24 protein-coding genes and 1 pseudogene are annotated in these 23,757 nt (G+C 48.3%); all 25 read right to left on the bottom strand.

Translation table 11 applies throughout. The features are described 5' to 3' along the window. Nucleotides 1-22: 22 nt before the first annotated feature. The 25 genes and pseudogenes from G5171_RS00240 to G5171_RS00120 all read right to left on the bottom strand — a co-directional run bounded on the left by G5171_RS00240 (nt 23) and on the right by G5171_RS00120 (nt 23,698). Nucleotides 23-1,297, bottom strand: a complete 1,275-nt coding sequence (locus G5171_RS00240; RefSeq protein ID WP_216978539.1) for a radical SAM protein — start codon at nt 1,295-1,297, stop codon at nt 23-25. Between the two features lie 41 nt (nt 1,298-1,338). Further along, complete coding sequence (locus G5171_RS00235; RefSeq protein ID WP_144715584.1) at nt 1,339-2,118, bottom strand: cephalosporin hydroxylase family protein; 780 nt, start codon at nt 2,116-2,118, stop codon at nt 1,339-1,341. Next, nucleotides 2,108-2,836: a WbqC family protein gene (locus G5171_RS00230; RefSeq protein WP_216978538.1), complete on the bottom strand. Its 729-nt coding sequence runs from the start codon at nt 2,834-2,836 to the stop codon at nt 2,108-2,110. The genes G5171_RS00235 and G5171_RS00230 overlap by 11 nt, the downstream gene beginning before the upstream one ends. Next, nucleotides 2,836-3,522: a formyltransferase family protein gene (locus tag G5171_RS00225; RefSeq protein WP_216978537.1), complete on the bottom strand. Its 687-nt coding sequence runs from the start codon at nt 3,520-3,522 to the stop codon at nt 2,836-2,838. Before G5171_RS00225 ends, G5171_RS00230 begins: the two co-directional genes overlap by 1 nt. Beyond that, entirely contained in the window at nt 3,519-4,211 is a 693-nt protein-coding gene (locus tag G5171_RS00220; RefSeq protein WP_421250307.1) for a class I SAM-dependent methyltransferase, read from the bottom strand. The genes G5171_RS00225 and G5171_RS00220 overlap by 4 nt, the downstream gene beginning before the upstream one ends. A gap of 4 nt (nt 4,212-4,215) precedes the next feature. Then, nucleotides 4,216-5,328: a DegT/DnrJ/EryC1/StrS family aminotransferase gene (locus G5171_RS00215; protein ID WP_144715576.1), complete on the bottom strand. Its 1,113-nt coding sequence runs from the start codon at nt 5,326-5,328 to the stop codon at nt 4,216-4,218. Next, nucleotides 5,325-6,548, bottom strand: a complete 1,224-nt coding sequence (locus G5171_RS00210) for a class I SAM-dependent methyltransferase (protein WP_144715574.1) — start codon at nt 6,546-6,548, stop codon at nt 5,325-5,327. The genes G5171_RS00215 and G5171_RS00210 overlap by 4 nt, the downstream gene beginning before the upstream one ends. After that, the gene (locus G5171_RS00205) at nt 6,545-7,105 is read right to left on the bottom strand and encodes a dTDP-4-dehydrorhamnose 3,5-epimerase family protein (RefSeq protein ID WP_216978535.1); all 561 of its coding nucleotides are present in this window, start codon (nt 7,103-7,105) and stop codon (nt 6,545-6,547) included. Before G5171_RS00205 ends, G5171_RS00210 begins: the two co-directional genes overlap by 4 nt. Beyond that, nucleotides 7,102-8,205 (bottom strand): CDP-glucose 4,6-dehydratase, encoded by a 1,104-nt coding sequence (gene rfbG / locus G5171_RS00200; RefSeq protein WP_319890029.1) that lies wholly within the window; start codon nt 8,203-8,205, stop codon nt 7,102-7,104. Before rfbG ends, G5171_RS00205 begins: the two co-directional genes overlap by 4 nt. Continuing rightward, complete coding sequence (rfbF, locus tag G5171_RS00195) at nt 8,166-8,939, bottom strand: glucose-1-phosphate cytidylyltransferase (protein ID WP_216978533.1); 774 nt, start codon at nt 8,937-8,939, stop codon at nt 8,166-8,168. The genes rfbG and rfbF overlap by 40 nt, the downstream gene beginning before the upstream one ends. A gap of 5 nt (nt 8,940-8,944) precedes the next feature. Then, the gene (locus G5171_RS00190; protein ID WP_421259645.1) at nt 8,945-9,781 is read right to left on the bottom strand and encodes a glycosyltransferase family 2 protein; all 837 of its coding nucleotides are present in this window, start codon (nt 9,779-9,781) and stop codon (nt 8,945-8,947) included. A 57-nt stretch (nt 9,782-9,838) separates the two neighbouring features. Beyond that, nucleotides 9,839-10,474, bottom strand: coding sequence for a class I SAM-dependent methyltransferase (locus G5171_RS00185; protein ID WP_216978531.1), 636 nt, complete (start codon nt 10,472-10,474; stop codon nt 9,839-9,841). Next, nucleotides 10,440-11,609, bottom strand: coding sequence for a glycosyltransferase (locus tag G5171_RS00180; RefSeq protein ID WP_005346631.1), 1,170 nt, complete (start codon nt 11,607-11,609; stop codon nt 10,440-10,442). The genes G5171_RS00185 and G5171_RS00180 overlap by 35 nt, the downstream gene beginning before the upstream one ends. A gap of 78 nt (nt 11,610-11,687) precedes the next feature. After that, nucleotides 11,688-12,875, bottom strand: a complete 1,188-nt coding sequence (locus G5171_RS00175; protein ID WP_421250308.1) for a glycosyltransferase family 2 protein — start codon at nt 12,873-12,875, stop codon at nt 11,688-11,690. Between the two features lie 7 nt (nt 12,876-12,882). Then, nucleotides 12,883-13,998, bottom strand: coding sequence for a class I SAM-dependent methyltransferase (locus tag G5171_RS00170; RefSeq protein ID WP_005346638.1), 1,116 nt, complete (start codon nt 13,996-13,998; stop codon nt 12,883-12,885). 40 nt (nt 13,999-14,038) lie between these two features. Next, nucleotides 14,039-15,262, bottom strand: a complete 1,224-nt coding sequence (locus G5171_RS00165) for a hypothetical protein (RefSeq protein WP_337073748.1) — start codon at nt 15,260-15,262, stop codon at nt 14,039-14,041. Between the two features lie 71 nt (nt 15,263-15,333). Further along, nucleotides 15,334-16,269 (bottom strand): glycosyltransferase family 2 protein, encoded by a 936-nt coding sequence (locus G5171_RS00160; protein ID WP_419772936.1) that lies wholly within the window; start codon nt 16,267-16,269, stop codon nt 15,334-15,336. Nucleotides 16,270-16,308: 39 nt separating this feature from the next. Beyond that, nucleotides 16,309-17,406, bottom strand: a pseudogene (glf, locus tag G5171_RS00155) (UDP-galactopyranose mutase); the annotation flags it as partial. Nucleotides 17,407-17,450: 44 nt separating this feature from the next. Further along, on the bottom strand, nt 17,451-18,422 hold the full coding sequence (locus tag G5171_RS00150) for a glycosyltransferase family 2 protein (RefSeq protein ID WP_421259644.1): 972 nt from the start codon (nt 18,420-18,422) through the stop codon (nt 17,451-17,453). 169 nt (nt 18,423-18,591) lie between these two features. After that, nucleotides 18,592-19,797 (bottom strand): acyl-CoA reductase, encoded by a 1,206-nt coding sequence (locus tag G5171_RS00145; protein ID WP_421259643.1) that lies wholly within the window; start codon nt 19,795-19,797, stop codon nt 18,592-18,594. Further along, nucleotides 19,776-20,831 carry an acyl-protein synthetase gene (locus G5171_RS00140; protein WP_421243766.1) on the bottom strand — a complete coding sequence of 352 codons (1,056 nt, stop codon included), beginning with the start codon at nt 20,829-20,831 and terminating at the stop codon, nt 19,776-19,778. The genes G5171_RS00145 and G5171_RS00140 overlap by 22 nt, the downstream gene beginning before the upstream one ends. Continuing rightward, a complete protein-coding gene (locus G5171_RS00135; RefSeq protein WP_421243767.1) occupies nt 20,828-22,186 on the bottom strand; it encodes an AMP-binding protein in 1,359 nt (452 codons plus the stop codon). Before G5171_RS00135 ends, G5171_RS00140 begins: the two co-directional genes overlap by 4 nt. Further along, nucleotides 22,183-22,932, bottom strand: a complete 750-nt coding sequence (locus G5171_RS00130; protein ID WP_337073751.1) for an SDR family NAD(P)-dependent oxidoreductase — start codon at nt 22,930-22,932, stop codon at nt 22,183-22,185. Before G5171_RS00130 ends, G5171_RS00135 begins: the two co-directional genes overlap by 4 nt. After that, nucleotides 22,932-23,165, bottom strand: coding sequence for an acyl carrier protein (locus tag G5171_RS00125; protein ID WP_005346661.1), 234 nt, complete (start codon nt 23,163-23,165; stop codon nt 22,932-22,934). The genes G5171_RS00130 and G5171_RS00125 overlap by 1 nt, the downstream gene beginning before the upstream one ends. Next, nucleotides 23,162-23,698 carry a GNAT family N-acetyltransferase gene (locus G5171_RS00120; RefSeq protein WP_041234299.1) on the bottom strand — a complete coding sequence of 179 codons (537 nt, stop codon included), beginning with the start codon at nt 23,696-23,698 and terminating at the stop codon, nt 23,162-23,164. The genes G5171_RS00125 and G5171_RS00120 overlap by 4 nt, the downstream gene beginning before the upstream one ends. Between the last annotated feature and the right edge of the window lie 59 nt (nt 23,699-23,757).

Here is a 23,757-nt window from a genome sequence, read left to right as displayed (position 1 = left end):
AATACCATCAAAAATATGAAAACTATATGTTGATTTCGAATTTTATAATAGGGTTAGTTATTTTAAATTCACGACGAAGCATATGATATATCTCATCGATTGACTTGGATGACAACGAAGCTATTAATACTTTTTGACTTGGATTATTTTTTAGCACATCAATATTTTCAACTTTATGACCTCTAAAAAATATATTTTTTTCTACAGACTGCCCATGAATTACACCATTCACATTAAACAATTTATTGTTCAAAAATGAGCCAAATAAGGCATCGGCAGTTTCACCCGTGCCATACACATATATATCCCCCCCCATCTGTTTCTCGTTGCTATCGTAATCAACAATGCTGAACAACTCGCCATACAGCCTGAGGAAATCAATAATCCCAATCGAATTATGGCCTATATAATCAATAGCAAGGGATGTACATTCATCACAAATGGTCATCTCTCTCTTTCGTTCTTGGATGTCGTTGAAATCCATCTTAAATAAATCACCAACGAGTCCCCTATCGCCACATGTTTTTTCCATCCCGCAACACATAAGTACATTGCAGCTTTCATCGATCGAAAGTCGTTCGAATTGTGGGCAAATATAATCGGTAGGTCTTTGTCGCTGCATCTTCCCCAGATGTTCTGTGAAAACTTCCGTCGAAATCACCTCAATTTGGTTAGGTTTCATAGCCTTTGTCAGAAAGTGGCGAAACATGTTGTAACCATTTAAATATGCAAGTGACGGAACGAAATTTATGCAAACTTCCTTTGCAAAATTTGCTGCCAAGCTTATTTCATGCAGATTAAACTTGTATATATGATAAGCAAGATTTATGGGGCCTGTATAGCGACTAGAACGAAGAGATAAAACCATATCAGAGATATTGTTTTTGATCCTGTCAAATTTGAAACCATGAATCCTATCGTATGAGTCCTGACTAAAGCCAGGCATTGAAAAGGTTATATTTTTTAGACGAGATATCTGTTCCTCATTAAATGATATACATATAGATGCATTAGTACTGAGGCTATAAAATAGCTCATTGCGATTTAAAATATCTATTATCATTTTTAGATCTTTGTGTAAGAATGGCTCCCCCCAGCTATATAGAATAACTTCACAGTCAGGAGCAATTATTTTTTTGCTCAGCATATGAGTGATGGCCCCAGAAAAGGTATCAATATCGATAAACTTTCCCTGCTTACGATGTTCAGAGCCAGATATTGAATCTTTACCACTCACACAATATCGACAGTGTGCATTACAAACCCCAGAAATGTCGAAATAAATTCTTTTATACATATAGCTCCTGTATTTTATATCTGATGTTGTAGTGTCGCTGATTATTTGAGTCGCTTCAAAAATCCACTTGGAGCTACAGTTATAAGCAGCTTATGGGCAATATTCTCGTCGATACAAAAATCAGAGCAGTTTTTCATAAACTCGAAAACAGCTGTTTTAGGATTATTACCTTTCCCCCACGGTCGGTCTGGAAACAGACTATCTGGCATATCTTCAATGATGGTATCAAATACAACACAGTAACTACCGACGCTGACCAATGATGCATACGCGTTTAACTCGGCAAGAACATGGTCATGCGTATGGTTGCTATCTAGACAAACGAGTACTCTGTTATATTTCCGTGCAAGCTCTCTGACTTCAGAAATCACCTTTTCATCCGTACTTGATCCTTGAATCATGTGAATCCTTGATGACATTGGATGTTTTTCAATCGCTTCTCGATTATGACTCCGAATATCAATATCAATTCCAATGACTTTCCGTTCTGATCGTTTAGCATCAAATTTTTCATCACGTTCAATGGCTTCGCACAAATCTAGTTGTGCCAGCATCGAAGCACTAAATATAAGTGATCCACCATGAGCAATGCCGGTCTCAATAATAAGATCTGGACGTATTTCCCAAATCAACTCCTGCATTGCCCATGCGTCATTCGGAAACTGTATAGCAGGCCTTCCCATCCATCGAAAGTTATATGACCATTTATGGGGGGCTATCTCCCTAATCCAGATCCTTGATAAAGCTTGTAGATCCATATCTGACGCGAGAGAGCGAATATTTGTCTCAACTTCTTCTTTGAATAGATCATTATGATTCATCAGCAAACTCCTGCCAAGGTATAGTTCCAGAATGGATAAATTTTTTCCCATGAGCCCCACAATTTGCAATCAGATCAAGAGCTGACACGTAAGGAGTAAAGTTTCCGAATAATTGGGGGTATGCTGCTTTCTGATAGTTCATATATTCAACAGAAATACCAGATGTTAAAAATTGCTCATGGTTTAAGTAATTTTTAGCACCGTGCCCAGTGACATATATATTTCCACCAAGTCTTTTAACAATTCCAAGTAATCTGTCAGTGCTATTGCCGGACACATTTAATTGGCTAGATTCATAAAAAATAGTGGATGGAACGAGTTCAAAGTACTCGGCCAATGCGATAGTCGAACGTCTTGATAGGTCATTTAATGTATTACAGGGTAAAGAGAAAACTCCATCTACAATATCCATAACATCTTGGCAATAGGGAGCAAATGAAAATGCCTCCTTGAGAAGGATTTTGTGTTGTCTTTGCCAATCTATTGAGTTGTCAATTTCTATTTCATTTATTTTTTCTTTCTGATGATGTTTTTTTAGAGGAACAGTCATCCAGACAATGCCTCTTGACGTTTTAATTTGTACACGGTTGAAAAAACCACGAGAAAACTGAACATCATCATAGTGTACAAAAATATCAGCTAGACGGATTTGCTCAAGCAATCCAACCCATGGGAAGTACATGGATTGTGATATGACAACTCGTTTGTTATCGACCATTACCGTATCCAATATATTTTCTCACTTTTCAAAAAGTCTTCGAAGGCATCTGCTAATTTTTTACTCCTGAGAGACTGGCTGTTCCATGAATGCGCGGGGTATGTGTTTAAGTTGTCTTTAGACTTGTATAAATAACTAACGCCATCCAGAAGTACTGACTCACACAAAACAAGAAATATATATAGCTTCTGCGCAAAAGAGAGCCGCTCTAATTGCTGTATATCATGCATATTGACTACAGATCCAACCACTTGAGCCACGAGCTCGCCACCATCCGTACTTCCATCAACAAAGTGAGCTGTTGCGCCAACAAATCGGACCTTTTTTTCAAAGGCCCGCTGCAGAGAGTTAAATCCAGGAAACGCAGGCAACAAAGAAGGATGTATATTTATGCACGGTTTAAATGAATATATCGACGAGCTGATCAGCCTGGTAAAAAAAAGACAAACCCAGTCGACATTATTTTCAAAAAATAACCACTGGCTGGCTTTACATGAAAAGCCAACATTATCATTATCAATTATTCTAGTGTAAGAGACACCTAACTCGTCACAGGCTCTTTCTATCCCACATTCACGATCCGTAACCACATATGCAGATACTTCATAGCCACACGACTTTAGCAAGTTAATGCCTGTCGCGAATACAGAACCACCGCTTGAAGCAATAATACCAAGCCGCATCATACTGAACTTATCGCCGAATTATATTTCATATCACAATCCTTATCTTTATTATCCACATCCCGATATAAATAAATAGTGTATTCGAATAAAGGATAAGAATGATCAATTCTAACTTTCGATGATAACTCACTCATACACCAGGCGAGCAATTCCGCCGGGTTTCGGTAATACAAATTATCAACTTGAAAGTTAACATGGGTTGTCATGACATTGAAGGCAATCCCAACACGACACAAGCTAAACATTTTTTTTATTAGTTCATGAGCATAGCGATCCATTAGTTTATGACTGACATTCAGTTTTTGCGTCAAAATACCATTGCAAACGACATAATCATATTGCCCAGAACACGAATCATTCAATATATCAATACACCTCCATTCATCGTTAGGATGGAGGCTCTTTGCTGAATTAATCATGGGCAAACTGATATCGATTCCAGTGTATTTTACGGGCATTTTTTTTTGTCTGATCAACTCAAGCAAACTTCCATATCCGCAGCCGACATCCAAGATTGAGCTGGCGGTTGAAACACTAGTCACATCTATGACATTCAGCATTTTCTCAAGGCGCAATAAATGACCTTTTTTATTATCACCCCAATCAACCCCTTTGGAGTTTCGGCCATGCTTAATGAATGTATTTGAATAGTGTTCACATAACAACTGACTAATTTTTTGATTATTCATCTCTCTAATTACTCTTCAGCACGGAACGAATGATTTTGATGATTTTCTCTAGAGATTCATCGCTCATATCATGATAGCTTGGAAGATTTAGCGCACTTTTAGATATAAATTTCGCGAGAGCATTACAGTTATTTTGCATGAACATGGGCAGAGATGACAATGGATGAAAAAATACTCGCGCATCTATATTTTCAGTGCTGAATTTAAATTTCAGCTGTTCAACTGCCTCCGAACCTGATTTTTCAATCAGAATAGTTGGCATCCAGGCACCGTTAATCGTACCGCTCGGTTCTGGATTCATTTTGACTCCATCGACACACAATAATTCACGCCGATAGCAATCTAAAATATATCTCTTCCGCGAAACTAACTCTTCGATTCGTTCCATCTGGCCACAGCCAATCGCAGCCTGAATGTTCGACATCTTGTATTTATAACCCACAACGTCAGGCCAGAACTGACGAGTCTGTCCACGAGCCCGGCCGTGGTTGCTGAGCGTTAACACACGTTCATAGAGGTCAGCATCGTTGGTAACAAACATGCCGCCCTCCCCAGTAGTCAGGGTTTTGGTTCCATGGAATGAGAAAGCACCAAAACAACCCATGGAGCCAGCTCGCCGTCCGTGATACACAGAGCCAATCGCCTCAGCGGCATCTTCAATCACCGGAATGCCATATCTCTCACCAATAGCCAACAACTGATCCATATGGCAGAGATTACCATACAGATGTACTGCTAGGATGGCCTTGGTGCGTGGCGTAATTGCCGCCTCAACCAATTCAGGATCAAGGCACCAAGAGTCCGGCAAGATATCGACAAAAACAGGCGTCGCCCCCAGATGGACGACGGGTGCAACACTGGCAATCCAGTTGCTATCAGCCAATATTACTTCATCGCCAGCACCTATTCCTAACGCAGCCATCCCCATATGCAAGGCGCCGGTACAACTTGACGTGGCAATCGCATATTTCACCCCCAAATAGTCACGAAAAAGCAGTTCAAAGCGGTCAATATATTCGTAACAGCGCTCACCCCATCCGTTAGTCGCCGCATCTGTGGCGTAGCCAATTTCTAGCTCGGTGATAGATGGTTTGGTATATAAGATACGCTCACTCATAGGAACTCCAGATGAGGAACCGCAACGACAAAACGAGTTCCTGCTGCCCTCAGGTGCGCCAATTGATGGCTGATTTCATCAGCCAAATTCCAAGGTAAAATCAGGACAAAATCTGGTGGATTAGCCATCAGTACTTCTGGCGACAAGATTGGAATATGGCTGCCAGGCATAAATCGCCCCTGTTTCGAGCCGGCTGCATCGCAAACATAGGGCAGCAGATCTGGACGAATACCGGCATAGTTCAACAATGTATTGCCTTTAGCAGCAGCACCATAGGCTGCCACCGTCTTCCCCGCTTGATACTGTGTTAATAAGAAAGAAAGTAGTGAATTTTTTACTCTGTCCACATGCGCTTGAAATTCCAGATAGAGGTTCAACTGATGTAATCCAGCTACAGCCTCCTGATACAAACAATCTGCGACAGCCAGAGTATCCGGTCGTTGTTCATCGGCATGACAGGCAAATACCCGTAAACTTCCACCATGGGTCGCTAATGACTCGACATGAAACACTCTCAGGCCAACCGAAGCCAACATCCGCTGCACCGTCTGCAGCGACAGATACGAAAAATGCTCGTGATAAACCGTATCAAACTGAACCTGCAGCAGTAATTGCAGCAGATGAGGAAACTCCAGCGTCAGCGTTCCACCAGGATTAAGCAGATACTTCAAGCCACGACAAAAATCATTGATATCCGGCACATGAGCTAGAACATTATTACCGATCAGTAGATCCGCCCCTTGTCCTTTTCCTCTCATTTGTTGAGCTAACTCGGAACCAAAAAACTCCCGGATAATCGGAATATCCAGCGATTCAGCCGCAGCGGCAGTACCAGCGGTAGGTTCCACTCCTAGGCAAGGAATCTCTGCGGCGACAAAGTTCTTCAGCAAATACCCATCGTTGGCTGCAATCTCAACCACATGACTCTTGGACGTAAGAGACAATTCGTCAATCATACGCGCACAATAACGGGCTGCATGAGCTAACCAGCTGGTCGATGTACTTGAAAAATATGCATAATCTGCACAAAAAAGCTGATCTGCCGAAGCAAAATCCTCCGTTTGTACCAGCCAGCACCGGTCACACACGCACAAGCGTAATGGGTAGGTTACTTCTGGTCGGGAGAGATCGCTGGCAGACAGATAGGCATTCGATGGCGGAGCAAAGCCCAGATCGAGAAAACGATGGACCAGCAGGGTACCGCAGTGTCGGCATCTCATCGAACTATCACTCCCTGAAAACTGTCGTTTAATGCAGAATGCTGGCGATCTCGTGCGGAGATTTCTGTTATCGGCATCGGCCATGAAATCTGAAGATACGGATCCAACGGATCGAGTCCTCCTTCTGCTGCTGCAACATAGGCTGCCGAATGACAATAAAGCATTTCGACATCATCACTCAGAGCCTGAAAACCGTGCGCAAATCCTTCTGGAATCAGCAAAGAACGATGGTTATCACCCGAAAGCTCCTCCGCATGCCACATCAGAAAAGTCGGTGAACCAGCCCGAATGTCGACAATTACGTCCCAAACCCGACCTCGAGTACAAGTCACCAACTTTTTCTCGGCATGCGGTGGATATTGGAAGTGAAGACCACGGACAGTGCCGCAACGGGACGTACATGTCAGATTGACCTGTGCCACGCATGCCCCCCACCCCAGCACAAACAACTCTTCGACACAGAAGAGTCTGCTCAAAGCACCGCGTGAGTCACCATGCACTTCACGCTGCAACAATCTGGCACCAAGCGGCTCTGACAATAGGGTAAAACGATTCATGGCTGAGCCTCGTAGGCTTTAATTTGTTGCTCACACAAGTCTCGGGCCCTCCCCCCCTGATACCAGTCGCGATACCAAGACATGGTCTTCTCAACGGCCTGTGGCAATGACCACCGAGGTGAAATGTTCAGAGTATGTCGCGCCTTGGCTGTCTCCAGCGCCAGCCAACTGGTCTCATGAGGGCCTGGTTCACCCACCAAACGCCAAGCCTTATGACTGAGCCCATAACTTAAAGCCGCCAAATCCACCACCTGCGCCACACTCGCAGCATCCCGGCTATCTGGACCAAAGTTATAAGCCCCCGCCAACCGAGGCTCTTGATACAGACGTTGTGCCAACACCATATAGGCAGCAACAGGCTCCAAGACATGCTGCCACGGCCGAACAGCCTCAGGGCGCCGAATGGATAAAGTCTGACCGCCTTGCCAGGCCCGTATTGCGTCAGGAATCAAACGATCGACGGACCAGTCCCCTCCACCGATAACATTGCCTGCTCGCGCGGTTGCAATCGCAACGCCTCGTGCTGCCAGAAAAGCATCACGATAACTGGTAATAACCAGTTCGCTGGCCGCCTTACTCGCACTATAGGGATCATGTCCTCCCAATAGGTCGGTCTCGCGATACGGCCAGATGGACTCCTGGTTGTAATAGACTTTATCCGTGGTCACCATGACAACGCTCTTAACCGAATCCAACGTACGGAGCGCTTCTAATAGATAAACAGACCCCATCAAATTGGTTTCAAATGTCCGCGCAGGCTCACGATACCCCTCGCGCACTAATGACTGCGCCGCCAGATGGAATACCACTTCAGGTTGCGATTCCTGAACCAGTGGCACGAAATGTTCCGGTGCACAGACATCACAAATATGGTGTCGACATATCTTCGCAACCTCTGCAGCCTCGAACAGATTTGGCGTTGAATGGGGCAGCAAGCTAATTCCCGTCACATCCGCCCCGAGGCGATGCAACCATATAGTCAGCCAACTCCCCTTAAACCCTGTATGCCCGGTAACGAGCACTCTCTTTCCTGACCAAAAGGATGCATCGAGACCTCGTCTCATTCCCAAACCCTCCAGGGAGCCTTGTGACTGGCCCATAGCTCCTCCAGTTGATTTTTCTCGCGCAACGTATCCATCGGCTGCCAAAAACCTTGATGCTCAAATGACATCAACTGCGACATATCGGCCAACTCAACCAAAGGTTCTCCTTCCCAGCTACAGTGGTCGCTATCCAACAACTTGAACACGTCAGGAGAAAGCACAAAAAAACCGCCATTAATCAGGCCCCCATCACCGCGCGGTTTTTCAGAAAAACCTGTCACCAAATTTCCGTCTCGAGTCAAAGCCCCATAACGACCTGGCGGTGAAACAGCGGTAACAGTCGCCAGCTTGCCGTGGCTATGGTGAAACTCTATCAGTTTTCCAATATCAATATTGCTGAGACCATCACCATAGGTAAAGCAAAAAGCCGATTCACCTTTCACATACTCTTCGACACGCCGCAATCGTCCACCTGTAAGCGTATCTTCACCGGTGTCGACTAATGTCACTCGCCAGGGTTCTACATGGTTATGATGGACCTCCATTCGATTATTCGGCATATCAAACGTGACATCAGACATATGTAAAAAATAATTTGCGAAGTATTCTTTTATCACATAGCCTTTATAACCAAGGCATATTATAAAATCATTAACACCATAGTGAGAATATATTTTCATAATATGCCAAAGGATCGGTTTACCACCAATTTCAATCATGGGTTTAGGTCGAAGATGAGACTCTTCGCTGATCCGGGTGCCTAAACCACCCGCTAGAATAATTGCTTTCATTATTTTCACCGATCATCGTTAATCATCAGGCTATGTATACCTCGGTATTGCTGCAAGGCATGGATGATTTCATATTCTAGATATTGCTTTATTCGCGGGTCTCCATCATATAAATTAGCTAATGAATCTAACTGGTAAATGATGAAATCATAATTACTCAAATATATATCTTTTTGACCAGTAACTCGCTCATTCGAGGTTTCCGACGTTGCAGAAAAAAAGCGGGCATAATATTTATGCCCTTCAACAAATTTAATATTTCCATACCAAAGCAAGTGACAAATCATTACGAAATCCGCACCAAGCTTCATTCTGAAATCAAAGTTTTGCAAAAGTTCTCGTCTAAATAAAGCCTGACACATAGCACACAGAGTTATGTTTTTTGTCGCTTGAAGAAAACGAGCAATTCGTCTTTTTGAAAACGTATGGATAGCCTTTTCCATTCGACCATAATCGATGCCATCCAGGATCTTATGTGGTATACCAAATGCCATTGACAGTGATTCATCATGATCGAGGGTTTCTTTCATCGCAGACAGGTAACCATCCGAAATATAGTCATGCCCCCCAAGCCACATAAAATATTGTGAGTCAGAAATATCATATAACTGTTTGAAGTTTTCAAATGCACCTACATTTTTCTCTTGCCTAGTCAGGATAAATCGTTTATCGCGAGCACAGATATCATTGATAATGTTCCATGTATTGTCGGTTGAACAATTATCAGACACGTGAAAGCAAACATTGTCTTCATCTTGCCTAATTAAAGAAAGTAGAGTCTGCTCTATATATTTTTCTTCGTTGAAAACAGGAACACCAACATAGCATTTGAATTTTGGCATCTTTCAACCACCATTTAACTTTGATAAGATTTAAATCTGTGCAAATGGAAAACAAACTCATCTACGTTGGTAGATGTAAAAGTCCGAGAACGAACCAGTTAAATGGTCTCCTGTATATGGATATATATTATTTATTTTATTAGTCTGCAACCAATTCGGGAAATGCCCGGAAATATATTTTTCAATGTTTCGATGCTTAATATGCTTCGGGGATGACTCGTTATCATCCGTATTGCTAGAATATATAACAACATATTTATCTGCTACACTAAAAAGCTGTTTCATGTAATTAAAGAACACAACATCCTCAACTAAATGAAATATTACATCAAGCGATATAGCCAAATCTGCCCGATGTTCTTTCAGCTCATCAGAGATTAAAAAACTTTTTCTTACATCATTTATGAATTTTTGCTTACAGATGTTTATAGCTGACGGACTGACGTCAACACCTATATAGAAATTATAATCTGCATACGACAATTGATTCCCATCGCCACACCCAAGTTCGATAACGCTATCAATATTGTTAACCTTTACGAATTCGTTCAATACTGCAGATTTGAACTCGGCAAATTTTTCATATGAACCAGCGCCAGAATTTCCACCAGTTGCATATCTTTTTTCCCAATATAGTTTTGAATTAAACTCCTCCATATCACCCCCGATTAAACTCACTAACAACGTCATCATAAAATGACTCTAGAATTTCGGTCTGCCTGACGATGTCAAAGTTATTCTTTACAAAAGCATACCCTTTTTTCCCCATGGCATGGGCTAGCTCATCATCCATCAGAAGCCGATATAAATATTCTGCTAACGATTTATCATCTCTTTCATCAAACGCATATCCGGTCTCCCCATGAATCAGTCCCTCCCCCTTCCCCCCTCTGGATGATGTGATGACAGGCACCCCTAAACTCTGAGCCTCCAACAAAACCAACCCGAATGCCTCCGATTCCCCATTACCGATAGTGATACTGGGCAAGCATAAAACCTTTGACTCTGATATTTCTCTCATCACATTAGCACTAGGTAGCACGCCTAAAAAAGAAACATTTAGATTGTATATTTTGGCAAATTCTTCCAATCCATTACGCAGAGGACCATCACCGATGATTCGCAGATGCACACCATCAATCCTTTTTTGCAAGATGCGCATGGCCCTTAACAAAAAAATACAGCCTTTATTTTCTGTCAGTCTACCAACAAATATAACTTCCTTGTTGTGCTGTTTGAACTTAAGATTAAATTTTTCAGCATACGAAACATCCACCCCTATCGGGATATGGGTCACTTTGGATGGAGATATACCAAACTCTATGGCTCTCTGATGGATAGCCTTTGAGACGGCAATAAACCTTACTTTGGGGTCTGTGGACATTTTCACCAGTTCTTCGGGATAAGTAATCATGCTCCGACCACCGAGCCCATTCTGCCACCAATCATGATTTCTATTAATATCATAACCATGTAGTGTTACAACCAACGGAACATCCATTTCCTTAGCTAATGGATAAACGCGCAGTGCATCGACAGCAAAATGCGCATGAATTAGCTTATAACCGGCATTCTTAAATGAATTAGCCTTTGACAACAGGGACGAACGAACAAATTCATTTACAGCCCGGTTCATTGATAAATTTTTATAATGCTCCTCGTTTTTCAGCAACGTATCAACCTCCAGCCCCTGAAGCGACAAGCCGTTATCTAATCTGACCTCTCCCAAGATGGCTGCATGCCAACGTTTCAAATGACAAACCTGAGCCAAGACAAATGTTTCAGAATATGGAAGAAGATGAGTTCTAAAAACCAGAAGCTTGTTCATTATCAATTAACCACCATAATTAAAATTCCGCCGCAATGGCTTAATCATGCAAGGGCATAAAAGTGACAATAAAATTCATCAAAAAGCAACAACAGGTATATTTTCTGCATATACCTTTATATCACCACTCATGCTTTCATGATGTTTATCAGTCATAGTTACCACGCAATCTAAACTTTCCCATAATACTGGAGCGAGATCTTTCACGGAAAATACACTCCAACCATAAAAATACTCTCCATGCTTATTTTTATCAATCAGTCTTTGAATTGATAAATACGAAGCATAGTTTTTGATAAAAAAGCATGTGTAATCATTGCATCCCATTAACGCAATATTCTTTTTGTTGTGCCAGCGACACCACAAAACCAACCGTATACAGCGCCAATGTAGATGCAGCTGTTTTATTTTCCAGTTTCCGATCAAAATTGGGTAAAACAGCATAGCCAGCCATTCATAGCGATTAAATGCTTGAACATTAGCTGTCATTTTTTTAGGTAACAAGATATGGGCCGCATACCCGGCCTGAGCTTGCCATGAAAAATAGTGTTGGTTCTCACGTAGAAAGGCCAACGAGTATGCGTAGTCAAGAGAACGGGACACCATGCCAGTCGCTGCGTCAGCGACATGACGCAGCGTCAACACCTGATCGATAAACAAGAAGCGATCCGTTTCTGCGCCAAGCCGCAATGCAAAATCCCAGTCCTGATGCCCTCGCAACTTGTCATTGAAACGTACCCTCTGCGCGAGTTCACGCTTGACGATGAGACAGCTCGATTGAATACCCCCGACACGATTAGTACAGAACGAGTATTCAGCAACGCTCTCATCGGTGCGGCGGGCCTCCCGAGGAAAGGGTGCACTACGCTCACCATGGCTCACGTTCTGATACGGATGATGAATCACCTGCCAATGTGGCTCAATCGCTAATATCTGGTCGATGCGCTCCAGTTTCTCCGGTAACCACTCATCATCCGAATCCAAAAAACATAGATACTCGCCTCGAGCAACCTCGATGCCACGATTACGCGCATAAGCGCCATTTCGGTTAGGCTGGTAGCAGATCAGCGAAAAGCGAGAATCAGATAAAGTGGTCACTAAAGCTTGTATTCGCTCACCAAACTCGGGAGTTGAACCATCATCGATTATGATGACCTCAAAGTTTCCGAATGTTTGCCGAGAAAGTGAATCCAGCGCCCGCTGTAACGGCTCATCCCGGTTATAGACCGGAATAATAATACTAAACCGCACAAATGCTGCGCTCATCCCGACCTCACACCTTTTCCGCGATAACGATCATGAAACAGCCATCGCTGCCAGGAACAATCTCTGGATTCTGGAGGTTTTGCTGCTTGCTGACTTGCTGGAGGCGGAAACCACAGCGCGTCAGCATCGACTCCAATTCGGCATAGGTATAGTGCTTCACGTGATAGGGAAATTGTGCGGCACTAAAAGGCATGACACTCTCGTTCGGCGTCGACATCACTAGCTTGCCCCCAGCACGTAGCCATTCATGAAACTGACCCAGTAGGGCTTCATCAAACGTCACATGCTCAATGGTTTCAAAACAGACAACCGCGTCAAAGGAAGCTGAATCCAGCTGCAGAGTTCTAGCATCGGCACACAGATGAGTAATCTTCGGAGAACTATAGTGTTTTCGCGCATAAGCAAGCGCTTCGGGTTCAATATCGACGGAGGTGACCTGACAATTAAGCTGGTTAGCCAGCAGTTGGCTGCCGTAGCCGATCCCGCATGCCAAATCGAGCACTCGTTGTGGCATAGCTGCGCGTAGGCACTCTGCCGCGAACCGATAACGATTCAGGTGGTCCTGGCGGATATTACGCAAATCCGGTGCCACTTGTCGCTCACCACGCACCATCGACTGCCGAGCCGAAGCCTGTAATAGGTGGGTATCATCAGTCACGATGTTGATGTCAACCAACCCCTGGCGGGCAAGCAAAAAAGCCAGTCGTTTACTATTATAACCAGACTTGTTGCAGCCCGAATAATGCGTCGAATAGCCCGGTAGCATGGGATTACCATCGTGCTGGGGGCCAAAGAGCCCGGCGAAGCTCTGACGAGCGACTGAGGTCACATCGCGTAAAGTCCCTTCATCCCACTCAGCCTGTAGCCATTGGCCCACGACGTAATCCAGATCGGGGACCGTAACCTGTAAGTGACCATTAACTGCAAGTTTATCGACTAGACGTGTTAACAGTGTATCTGCTTCCATACTGGTCAAAAATTGCAAATCCAGTACTTGGATCAACTCAAACTCGCTATCCAACTGATGTGCAATTTCAGGGATCGGACAACTCACCTCGGACTGTCCCTCGACCCGCAGAGTGACCTGCCCACAGGTTGCACGGGTTACCACCAGCGTTCTCATTTTATACATCCTTTAACTGTCCGATATTGAATAAACATCGTTATATTTCAATTCCAAACTGCTGCATGTAAGGCCCGATTTTTCGTACTAAATCGCTCCCATCAACCCGGAACTGGTTTTGAACCATTTGCAGCATCACCTCTTGCTCATCGGGACACTCGCTTAACAATGAACGACCGTAAAAGTGCACAGGAATTCCAACCAGACGAGCCTCAAACAGAGTGCTGGAGTTGATACCGCAAATAAACTTGCTCGATAGCGCCAGCGTCATGAAATCGCCACTAACAATTTCACGGCCATGAAAATCATATGTGTCTCCCAGAGGATCCAACGGGTGGGGCTTAAAGAGCAGTCGTTCGTTTCCGTAATCGCGGATTACATCGTCAATAAACTGCTGCATTTTGTCTCCATAGTTGGAATAGAGACGCACATTGGTGTCAGTAGCAATCTGTAAAGGCACAAGAACAGCATCCCCAGGAACCCATAGGCGCCCGCCCAGAAGCCGTTCCCTCACTCTCACCAACTCCTGCTCAGCGTCATCTTTCTGGCATGGCATTAGCCCCATGCATCGCCCCAGGTTGACGCCTTGTCTATCGAGATAAACATGCTCCCTTTGCGGGAAAAAACCCAGTTCGGCATAGAGATATTGCTTCCCCATATCCTGAAGATACTGTTTTACGCTGTCATAGTAGGCCGGTGTACCATTCCAGATGATGGCGCCAAGTAGGCGTGAAGGGGGAATAGCCATAATCGCATGCGCATCATAAGAGCGGACTACTCTGCACAAAATCTGCCGCTGATGTAGCCAAATCATAAGACTAGCCAACTGCTGAACATGGTGATCCAACATGCAGACAAGTAACAACACCGGCCAAGTCTCTGTATCGGCCAACGAATCGGCCAAAGGATCAAGTAAGGGTGGCAGGATCTCTTCCGGCTCAAGAGCCACCAGCCTATGACAGCCATGTCGCCGCAATTTGGCCATCACCTCCTGCTCATAGTCATAGGGAGAAGAACCAATGATGATGCTCAGATCATGCTGGCTCGCCTGCGTCATATCGATCACCGGAAGACCGAACTTTTCCGAACAATCGCTCGTCATGGTATCGATCAGGGCAACAGGCAGTGGACGCTGCATCTCTTGTAACCGTTGCAGGATCAGTTGACTGTAATTTCCCATACCAGCCAACAGGTACCCTGATGAAGGCAGCTCAGCAATAGATAATGAGCAGACCCCTTGCCGACCGACGATCTCAAATCTCATGGCAACCCCCAACCATAGCTATCTCTGATCCTGGGGGGATGTTTTTAACGACCATGTCCATCTTCCCTTCATTACGCAGACATCGGTGGAAGCCAGCAAATATCGAACTCTGCGTGATAGCGCTTATAAATATCTAGGCGGGCTCGGTTCTTTTGACACAGTTGATGCCAGCGCTCGGCCAATACACCATACTCATCTGGCAGCGCACTATGCTTGAGTACCGCAATATGGTTCAGCCAATTGGCCAAGCGATATAGCTGCGAATCCGACAAGTTAGTCGGTTGATCCACCAGCCATTCATGAGCCTCCATATCTTGCTCAGTAGCTGAAACACCTAGCGAATCCAGATACTTGCTGACAATACGCCGGTAAAGCTCTCGTTGTCTGACTTTGCGCAATATGGACGATTGGGCGCCATGAATACGATACAGCACCAACACCTCACGCAAGTTGGCGAAACGAACTTCGGGCTTGCTGATAGCCATTCTGGTCCACAACTCGGTATCTTCAACATCCGTAAATTCGGGGTCATATCGAAAACGCTTGTAAACATCAGCACGCACCAGAATCGCGTTGTGTCCAACTCCATTACTAAATAGCAGAATCGCATTTTTGATAAAGTTATCATAAGGTCGGTAATGCCATACCTCATCACGGGCACCGAACAGTTTGAGCCAACACCCCACCAGATCTATATGCGGATGTTCGTGTAAAAACGCCATCTGTTTCTCTATCCGCTCTGGTAACGAAATATCATCCCCATCCATCCTGGCTATAAATTCTCCCCGAGCTAGCAATAGCGCTTCGTTCAGACAATTGGCTATTCCCTGCTGCCGCCGGTGATAATGAAGGATTCGACTGTCTTTTGCTGCCATCCTGCCAATGACGGTTCCAGTTTCATCAGTTGATCCGTCATCAAATATTATTATTTCCAGATTCTTATAGGTCTGCTTCAATATGCTATCTAGCGCATCTTCGATATAATTAGCACAGTTATGAACAGACATAATGACCGAAACCAAGGGGTTACTTGGTATTTTCTCAATATTTTTACCAAAAATATTTAATGCATTACTCACCGCATCATCCATATCGAAATAGCGATACTCGGCAAGGCGGCCCAGCGCAATTAGTTGCGGGAACTGTGCCAATTCATCGCGGCAAGCCTGATAGTTCTGTTTGGCTGCGTCGGTAAACAACGGGTAGTAAGGCTCCAGCCCCTGCTCTGGCTGATAGTCACAGGGATATTCGTACACTATGCTGGTACCGGGATGCACCTGCCCACTGAAATGCTTGAACTCGGTGATCCGGGTGAAGGCTTCTTCATTCGGATAATTGACGGTGGTGACAGGTTGAAATTGCTCTTGCGCCAGATGGCGATGTTCAAAACGCAGTGAGCGGTATGGCAAGCAATTCCCTTCCGCCGGCATCAACTGATCCAGCATACCTGTATAGATCAGTGGACCATCGAAAAGTGCACCATCCAACCACACCAACTTCTGCTGCCAATCCAGCCTGACATGCTGTGCCATGGGGGTAGACAGCTTCACGTCAATCAACGGGTGCGCGAACATGCGCTTAAACATGGCGGTATAGCCTGCGGCCGGCACCGCTTGCCAGGGATCGGTGAAGTAGCGATCATCCCGACTCACCACCACGGGTACCCGCGCCGTCACCTCGGGGGAGATCTGCTCGGGCGGCACACCCCACTGTTTGCTGGTGTAGTTGACGAAAGCCTTCTGATAGATGAAATCCGCCAGTTCACCCAGCAGGGGATGCTGCTCTTTGCGCAGCTCCAGAATCGGCACTCTGGCACCATCACCAAACCGAGTACGCAGGGCCTCAATCATGGCGCCGGCCTTGTCTGCGGGGAAACAGCGCTCGATGCTGGTCAGGTTGAACGGGATAGGCACCAGTTGCCCGTCGATACGTGACAGCACCCGATGCTCGTAAGGCAACCACTCGGTAAACTGCGACAGGTAATCCCACACTTCCTTGCTGTCGGTATGGAAGAGGTGCGGCCCATAGCGATGGATCAGCACGCCATGCTTATCATACTCGTCGAAACAGTTGCCACCGATATGGTCGCGCTGTTCCAGCACCAGCACCTTCCAGCCAAGCTGGCTGGCCATTCGTTCAGCCATGACGGCGCCCGAAAGCCCGGCGCCGATGACGATCGCCTGATAGCTCACGCTCTATCTCCAAACAGTTGCTGCATGACACGCGCGGGATGGGCCCGCTCTGCCCATGCCAACTGATGTCGTTCATCGAAGAACCAACCGGGGGCTAGCCTGGCCACAGCATCGACCGACTGCTCGATAAGCTGCGTGAAGCGGGCGACATCATCCTGCCGCAAAAAGTAGAGAGCGGCAGAGTAGTAGTGATGGGCACGCCCCTGAGCAATGACAACGGGATCAGCGCCAAACGCAGCCGCATTGTCACAGGCACGCAGCAGATCGCGCAGCGACTGTTCACGACGTTCAGTCGACTTGCGGGTTTGCCCGCCAAAACTCTGGGTATGGAAGCGATAGCGGCCCAATAATTCGGGGATAAAATCCAGCGTCCCCGGATTGTGGGAGAGGTTCAAGATGTGCCAGGGATAATCGAGGATGATCTTGCACCCCTCATCGATGGCGTTCTCCATCCCTTCATAACGGCGAAACATAATGGAACTGGCATTGACGAATACCCCGAAGCGAATAAGTGCCTCCCGCGTCATCACGGATTCGAGGTAACGGGCGTTGTAGTAATCGCGGGTGAAGAGCTTGATGCGCGCATCGGTCTCATCATCAAACATCTCCGCCTCGTGATAGCAAAGGGTGCAGCCGGGGTGTGCGTCCAGATAGTCGGCCTGACGCTGCAGCTTGCCCGGCAGAGCCAGATCATCCCCGTCGACATAGGCGATATATTCACCGTCCGCCTCTCTCAACAAGCGTTTCTGGGTTTTAGCCAACCCCATATTTTGCGCGTTCTGGAGTGCCCGTAGCCGAGGCCACTGTGACGCCAACCGCTGCATAATGGCCCAGGAGTCATCGCTCGAGCCGTCATCAATGGCGATCACCTCGAATTCGAAATCCGTTTTTTGTTCCAGCAGGCTAAGCAGGCAAGGTTCAATGAAGCGCCCGAGGTTGTATACCGGCACCAGTACGCTGATTTTCATAAGGAAACCCAGGATTTGAGTAAAAAAGAAGCAAAACAAAGAAAATGGACAAGGCTACCGCACGGTCTCTGTCAACCTTTCCTGTCCTTCATCACAATAATTACTGCAAGAGCTGTGCCTGACCAAGCTAATTGATTGATATGACTTGATTTATGTGACCTGGAATCCACTATTCAATGCGGGCAAGCTGACGGCTGCAGGCCACCAGCATGTCGATGCCGTCCCAGAGCCATTCGAATGCCAGCGCTTGTCCCGGACTTGCCACCCTATCGATACGACAGCCTGGCGATACCAGGAGCGCATGCTCAAGCTGCGTTTTATCCGGGCCAACCCAGACACAAGTCTGCATATCCCAAGGCTGTAGCAGCAACTCATCAAGGTTATCGGCAACAAATTCGGCGACTGTACCTCCTCCGATGTGTGCAAGCCGCAAAGAGGCGGTGGGAGTCAATAAGGTGACGCCAGAAAAGGTCTCCAGCTTCATCTGGCCATCATGGGCGGCATTTTGTTGACTATTGATAAGGCGTTCCATCATCAGGGAGGGATTATCTGCAAATGGAGCGAAGATCCCTTCAAGCAGACAACGGCGCAACGCACTGGTGGGAGTGCCCAGCCAGCAAATGGTGGTGGGTGAGGCGCAGGCTTGTTGATTGAAACGGGTAAAGTCTTGTTGCAAAGCCGCGACCACTTGCCGCCACGCAGCAGCATCCAGGTTGGCGAGCCATTGGCTATCCAACACCGCCATGGAGCGGCGATCCGGAAACACGATTTCCTGAGCGCGGGGTGAGAGCGGAATAGCCCGTACCCGGCTGATGGTTTCATCACCTCCCCAGATAATACGAAGCCGACACCGGGCCGACAGCCAGGCGGTGATGCCCTCGTCGTGGTCATAGCGGATAAAACGGGTACGGGAGGCAATCTCTTGCCACTCGGGCAGAGAGAAGAGCTCGTTCAGGATGGCCAACATAGCCTCTTGCACCGGGTCGATGCGCGATGAGAGACGTACCACGGACCCATTGCCCATCAGCAGCGCCATGATCCAGGAGTAGAATGCAACGGTCGGCACGTTGGAGGGGACCAGATGAAAAACCATCCCCAAGGGTGCACGCCCTGCCATGCGTTTGTGCTGTACCTCAATCTGGCGTGGCCGCAACCAAAAGCCAAAGGCGACCAGATCCGGGCTCTCTCGCCCCTCCTTCAGCAGACGTGCAGAGAGCGCAGCCACAAAATCGCAGATGACGGGCGCAAAGCTTGGCAGCGGGCGAGTGACAAAACCTTGCCAGCCGCTGACGGGAGCCGCGAAAGCAACCTCTGGCCCCGCTTGCCACACGGCATCTTCTACATCTGACCGGCTCACTGGAAAGTGTCGCTGCATCCCCTCACCTCTGCGCCTTGCTGACGTCCTGATACCTGAAAATAACGGCCACGACGGCCGCAGGGGCAATCATCCTCCCCCAGCAGCACACCAAGATCCTCGCTGAGCAAACTGTGGCCGGGATAACTTTGGGGAATGGCGGAGATCACCTGCAACAAGCCTGGCTGGCCGACCCCGAGTGGTCGATGAGTCAGCGGATCCCGCACCAGCAGATCGGCAAAAAGGGGGGCGTGCAGATGGCCCTGCTCACACTCGACAAACACCGACCCCACCTGCTCCACCATGCCGTAGAAGTTATGCACCCGCTTCAGCCCCAGCTGTTCATGGCAGCGCTGCTTGAAGGCAGGATTATCCACCGCGAGGTGTTGCAGCTTCTTCCAGCCACCGCTGTGAAAAAGCGTGCCCTGCGTCAGCTGCAATTGCAGACCGCGCTCACGCAGCGGTTCCAGCAAACATTGCCATACCATGAAGGTAAAGCCGAACAACAGGACCGGCTGGCCCGCATATTTGTCACAAAACGCCTCGATGACCGGCCAGTTGGGCCGCATCTGCTCATCGAGAGCATAGGTATGGTCACGGCCAAGGAAGGAGAGGCCCAGCGCACCGGCTCCGCGGGCTGAAAAGCCGCTGCGGTTTTGAATCAGGGCAGGCTGCTCCACCAGCAGCATGGGCAACCGTTGCTTGCCGACAAACTCTTGCAGGATCTTCACCAGCACCTTGCTCTGTAACGCGGCGGTATCCCGATCCAGCACAATGCGTGACGGCGTTCCGGTAGTGCCAGAGGAGGTGAGCACCTTGAACACGTCTTCTTGCGGCACACTCTGCCATTGGTCCAATTTGAACAAGCGGGCGGCCAGATAGGGAAGCTCTTGATAAGTCGAAGCCTGCCCCCAACCAAACGCCGACAGAATATTGGCAAAAGCTGGACACCCCTGCGCATGGCGCTGCGTCAATTCATTCAGGCGAGCAAGGAGCAGCCCACTTTTTTCCTGTTGGGGCAGCCCGAAAACCGGCGCATCAAACAGCCTGTTCATAGCTGCTCCAGTTGTGTTAACAGGGCAGGATAATCAATCTTCATATTGCTGCGTCGTGGCAAATGATGCCGATAAATGCGAACGCTTGATGGCGGCACCATCAGCCAGCGGGCCAGCTCCAGCTGTAGTGCATCACTGGGGCACGCGTCTGCCTCGATGGCTACCAGCAGGCGATCATCGATGCCGGTCGCAGCGCAGGAATAGCCCCTCCCCTGCAACCAGGCTTCCACTTCAGCCAAGCTCACCCGTTTGCCAAACAGCTTCAGGAAACGGTTGAGCCGTCCGGTCAAATAGAATCGGCCCGCCTCATCACAACGAGCCAGATCGCCAGTAAAGAGCGCATCCATATCACGCCCCCGAGCCAGATCTTCAGGGAGCTCCGCATAGCCCAGCATCACGTTTGGCCCTTGGTAGACTAACTCCCCTTCCCCGTCGGGAAAGCCGGGCTCATGACGCAGAGAGAGACGCCCGCCCGGTACGGCACGGCCGATGGCATCCGGGGCAATCATCACTTCATCGTGCGCCAGCCAGGCGATGCGTGGTGCCGCTTCGGTCTGGCCATACATCACGAAAAAACGGCGTCCCAGCGCAGCTGCCTGTTCGGCAAATTGCTTTGCCAGTGCTGGCTCAAGTCGTCCTCCCGCCTGGGTCAGTGTCATCAGGCTGGGATAGCGGGCCCAGTCAAAACGCAAGCGGTTTAGCATCTGAAAGGTAAAGGGTACCCCTGCCACGCTGGTGACCTGATGGCGATTTACCTCATCCCAGAAGTGGCGCTCAAGGGGACTGGCAGTACATGAAACCAGCGAGGCGCCAGCCAAAAGATGGCTGTTGAGCACCGACATACCGAAGGAGTAAAAAAGTGGCAACGAGGTGATGGCGCGCTCACGCCCGTTCAGCGCCAAGTATTCGGCGATGGCCGCGGCATTGGCATCAAGATTGGTTCGCGACAATCTCACCCATTTGCAGGACCCCGTGCTGCCCGACGTGGGCAGCAGCATGGCCAGCTCAGGGTGAAGTGAAGGCGCATCGCCAAGATGCGCAACTGCCCCATCCTCTAATACCCGCAGACTAACACCAAAGCGCTGGCACTGCTCATGGTGCAACCGGGCATCCTGTGCAGGATCGGCCAGCATGATGGCGTGGCCATCCCGCAGGGCCAGCAAGTAGTGCAGCAGATGCATGGTAGACGTCACAAATGGCAGGTAGACCAAATGGCGGCCAGCAGGATAGATGGTGGCCAACTGCGCCACACGCCGAGCCAGCTCACCATAACTGAGCCACCCCTCTTGCGGGTCTCGCCAGGCGGGCTCGCTGTTACCCTCAACCAGATGGGCCAGCAAATCAGGCCGGTTCAAATCACCATCCCCCCATCGACCCCAATCACCTGCCCGGTCACATAGCTCGACAAGTCGGACGCGAGAAACAGGGCCACTTTGGCCACTTCATCTGGCGTGCCAATCCGTCCCATGGCGATGCTGGCCACCCGCTCGGCAAACTTCTCTTGCGGGATAGCATGCGCCATATCGGTATCGATAAACCCGGGGGCAATGGCATTGACCCGGATCTGGCTGGCGGCCAGCTCCTTGGCCAGTGACTGGGTAATACCGATCACCGCCGCCTTGCTGCCGGCATAGCAGCTTAGCCCGGCGGCCCCCACCTGCCCCATCAGGGAGGCGAGATTGATGATGCTGCCACCACCACTGCGCCGCATCAGGCGGGCGGCATACTGGCTGCAGTAGATCACGCTAAAGGTATTGTTGCTGAATGTCTTTTGCAGATGGGTCTGGTTAGCCATCCCCAATAACGCCTCTTCCAGCATGCCGGCATTGTTGACCAGCACATCCAGCGATCGGCTCTGGGTAAAAAGTTGTTGAAAGGCCTGCTTGACCGCCGACGGGTCAGCCACATCAAAACAGAGAGGCTGGCAGGGCACGCCAAACTCGGTACCAATCGTGGTCGCCAGCTGGCTCATCGTCACCTCATCACGGCCTCCCAGCCACAGTTCAGCCCCCTGAGAGGCAAACTGACGGGCGATGGCAAGACCGATGCCACGCCCGGCACCGGTGATCAACACCCGCTTGCCCTGCAACAGCCCCTGCATCAGAAAGCGACCCCGTACTTGACCAGGATCTCGCGTGCCTTGGCGACTGAACTCATGTCGATAATGTCATCGGTGTCGAGCAACACGCCGTAGTTATCCTCCAACTGGGCAATCAGCCCCATGTGGGCGACAGAATCCCACTGCGGGATGCTGTTGTAGGCCAACCCATCGCTGACGCTGCCGATATCAATACCCAGCGCCTCGGCAAAAACCTGTTCCAATGCGATTGTCATCTGAAAAATCTCCGTAGCCGCTCACGGGCGGCATAGTAATTCGCCGGCAGCAGTTCCAATGCAAAAAATCCGTTCTCTTGTCCTATCTGGCTATAACCCAGTTGTTCATTCAAGCGTAGGGCAGAGCGATTGTTCTCCCGAACCAGAGTGCGAATACAACCGATATGCAACTCATCAAAACCCTGATCAAGCTGGGATAAGGCAGCAGCAACGGCCAACATGGGATGCCGCACGGTTGAGTTGCCCAGATAGAGCCCCGCATCGGCGATCGCCTGACCCTGCAGCTCGCCCTGAGACTCACCTTTCAGATTGACGTAACCCGCTCGCACGCCCTTGCACCAGAGCACCCAGTGCTGCTGATCCCGCCGCTCACGGGTGGCGGCAAACCATTGGCGCTGTTGCCGCGGTGAAATACGCGTCTGGGATACCATCTGCATTCGCACCTCATCCTGATTGCGCCAACGCCGCAAAGCAGGAAGATCCCACAGCGCTATCGGGCGTAGCTCAACGCCATAACTCATCTTCAACGCCATCCAGTTCCATGACCCGTCTCTCTTATCGACCACACTGCTGCCATTCCGTAGCAAAAATC

The sequence above is a fragment of the Aeromonas sp. 600774 genome (genome assembly GCF_049175075.1).
GTDB lineage: Bacteria > Pseudomonadota > Gammaproteobacteria > Enterobacterales > Aeromonadaceae > Aeromonas > Aeromonas veronii_A.
The sequence above is the reverse complement of the archived record's forward strand: the minus strand, read 5'-3'. Positions and strand labels throughout refer to the sequence as shown.

Coding starts and splice junctions, on each gene's coding strand:
- G5171_RS00240 (WP_216978539.1), bottom strand. CDS start 1,297: ATGTATAAAAGAATTTATTTCGACATTTCTGGGGTTTGTAATGCACAC.
- G5171_RS00235 (WP_144715584.1), bottom strand. CDS start 2,118: ATGAATCATAATGATCTATTCAAAGAAGAAGTTGAGACAAATATTCGC.
- G5171_RS00230 (WP_216978538.1), bottom strand. CDS start 2,836: ATGGTCGATAACAAACGAGTTGTCATATCACAATCCATGTACTTCCCA.
- G5171_RS00225 (WP_216978537.1), bottom strand. CDS start 3,522: ATGATGCGGCTTGGTATTATTGCTTCAAGCGGTGGTTCTGTATTCGCG.
- G5171_RS00220 (WP_421250307.1), bottom strand. CDS start 4,211: ATGAATAATCAAAAAATTAGTCAGTTGTTATGTGAACACTATTCAAAT.
- G5171_RS00215 (WP_144715576.1), bottom strand. CDS start 5,328: ATGAGTGAGCGTATCTTATATACCAAACCATCTATCACCGAGCTAGAA.
- G5171_RS00210 (WP_144715574.1), bottom strand. CDS start 6,548: ATGAGATGCCGACACTGCGGTACCCTGCTGGTCCATCGTTTTCTCGAT.
- G5171_RS00205 (WP_216978535.1), bottom strand. CDS start 7,105: ATGAATCGTTTTACCCTATTGTCAGAGCCGCTTGGTGCCAGATTGTTG.
- rfbG (WP_319890029.1), bottom strand. CDS start 8,205: ATGGGCCAGTCACAAGGCTCCCTGGAGGGTTTGGGAATGAGACGAGGT.
- rfbF (WP_216978533.1), bottom strand. CDS start 8,939: ATGAAAGCAATTATTCTAGCGGGTGGTTTAGGCACCCGGATCAGCGAA.
- G5171_RS00190 (WP_421259645.1), bottom strand. CDS start 9,781: ATGCCAAAATTCAAATGCTATGTTGGTGTTCCTGTTTTCAACGAAGAA.
- G5171_RS00185 (WP_216978531.1), bottom strand. CDS start 10,474: ATGATGACGTTGTTAGTGAGTTTAATCGGGGGTGATATGGAGGAGTTT.
- G5171_RS00180 (WP_005346631.1), bottom strand. CDS start 11,609: ATGAACAAGCTTCTGGTTTTTAGAACTCATCTTCTTCCATATTCTGAA.
- G5171_RS00175 (WP_421250308.1), bottom strand. CDS start 12,875: ATGAGCGCAGCATTTGTGCGGTTTAGTATTATTATTCCGGTCTATAAC.
- G5171_RS00170 (WP_005346638.1), bottom strand. CDS start 13,998: ATGAGAACGCTGGTGGTAACCCGTGCAACCTGTGGGCAGGTCACTCTG.
- G5171_RS00165 (WP_337073748.1), bottom strand. CDS start 15,262: ATGAGATTTGAGATCGTCGGTCGGCAAGGGGTCTGCTCATTATCTATT.
- G5171_RS00160 (WP_419772936.1), bottom strand. CDS start 16,269: ATGTCTGTTCATAACTGTGCTAATTATATCGAAGATGCGCTAGATAGC.
- G5171_RS00150 (WP_421259644.1), bottom strand. CDS start 18,422: ATGAAAATCAGCGTACTGGTGCCGGTATACAACCTCGGGCGCTTCATT.
- G5171_RS00145 (WP_421259643.1), bottom strand. CDS start 19,797: ATGCAGCGACACTTTCCAGTGAGCCGGTCAGATGTAGAAGATGCCGTG.
- G5171_RS00140 (WP_421243766.1), bottom strand. CDS start 20,831: ATGAACAGGCTGTTTGATGCGCCGGTTTTCGGGCTGCCCCAACAGGAA.
- G5171_RS00130 (WP_337073751.1), bottom strand. CDS start 22,932: ATGCAGGGGCTGTTGCAGGGCAAGCGGGTGTTGATCACCGGTGCCGGG.
- G5171_RS00125 (WP_005346661.1), bottom strand. CDS start 23,165: ATGACAATCGCATTGGAACAGGTTTTTGCCGAGGCGCTGGGTATTGAT.
- G5171_RS00120 (WP_041234299.1), bottom strand. CDS start 23,698: ATGGCGTTGAAGATGAGTTATGGCGTTGAGCTACGCCCGATAGCGCTG.